Source organism: Dietzia sp. DQ11-71 (genome assembly GCF_014144995.1).
GTDB classification, from domain to species: domain Bacteria; phylum Actinomycetota; class Actinomycetes; order Mycobacteriales; family Mycobacteriaceae; genus Dietzia; species Dietzia kunjamensis.
Window position 1 is genome coordinate 1 of the sequence record NZ_JAALDT010000376.1, and the last position, 1,261, is coordinate 1,261.

Sequence of the window (1,261 nt, forward strand, 5' to 3'; positions counted from 1 at the left end):
GAAGTCGGTCCCGTGATCGACGTAGAGCACATCGGGCAGGCCGCACATCGGCCAGTTCGGATCGTTCTTCGGCCAGATCGCGTGCCGCAACGCCAGCGCGGTGTTCATCGCCGAGGGTGCACCGAGGAAGACCATGTAGCCGCACACCGCCCGGGAGTAGTCGTCGAGGATGACGGTCAACCACGGCCGGGCGGGCCGCCCGTTGGCGTCGAGGATGAGGATGTCGAGTTCGGTGTGGTCGGCCTGCCAGGTGGCATTGGCCCGCTCGGCTCGATGGCGCCACACCAACTCGTAGGTGTCCCGGTAGGCCGCTGCGCCCTGGTGAGCCAAGGTCACCATGCCGGGATCCAGACCGGTCACGATGGACCGCACGGTGCTCGCGGAGACCATCGGCCATCCGCGGCGGGTGGCGGTCGTGGCGGCCTTGCGGAAGATCGCCGCGGTGGACGGCCGAGGCGTACTCAGCGCCAGGCCTTCGATGTAGGCCACAAGGTCTGGGTGGGTGCGCCGCCCACGCTTGGGTGGCGTTGCCGGAGCCAGCGCGGCGATCCCGCCCTTTCTATACGCGGCGAGCCAGCGTTGCAAAGTGCGTTCCCCGACCTTTTCGGCTGCGGCCAACTGGGTCAGCGGGACCCCGCTCTCCACGTGTTGGCGTAGGACCTGCCATCGGGCCGCGGCAGTCTTCGCACCAGTGGGGGCGCCGATCGAACCTTGAGGTTCACTGCCCCCGCTCATTGCTACGCCGTCGTCGACTTCTGTCGGCGCGGAGCCGGGGGCTTATCGGCCCCGCGTTGCAGCGCTCGGTAGACGGTGGTGCGGCTGACCCCCAGGACCTCGCCGATTTGGGCGACGGTCATGTCTTGTTGCTCGTAGAGCTTGCGGGCGGTGCGCAGTTTGTCCCCGGACAACAACGGCGGACGCCCACCTCTACGGCCACGGGCTCGGGCGGCTTCAAGGCCGGCGTGGGTGCGTTCGGAGATGAGGTCTCGTTCGAACTCCGCCAGTGAGGCGAAGATGTGAAACACCAGCCGCCCGCCCGAGGACCCGGTGTCGATGTTTTCCTGCAGGGAGCGAAACTCGATTCCGCGCTCTTGCAACTCGGTCAGCTGATCGATCAGATGCCGAATCGATCGGCCCAGCCGGTCCAGTCGCCAGACCACGAGGGTGTCGCCCGGGCGCAGTTGATCGAGGAGCTTTCCCAACTCTGGGCGGGAGGCCAATGTCCCGGAGGCGGTGTCGGTGAAGACCTTGTAGCAGCCGG

General features: G+C 67.3%; 2 protein-coding genes. Both read right to left on the reverse strand.

The features are described from left to right. The coding region (locus G6023_RS12875; RefSeq protein ID WP_347570773.1) for a TnsB C-terminal domain-containing protein at positions 1-705 on the reverse strand (705 nt) is incomplete at its 3' end. Positions 706-737: 32 nt separating this feature from the next. After that, the coding region (locus tag G6023_RS12880; protein WP_241727852.1) for a recombinase family protein at positions 738-1,261 on the reverse strand (524 nt) is incomplete at its 5' end.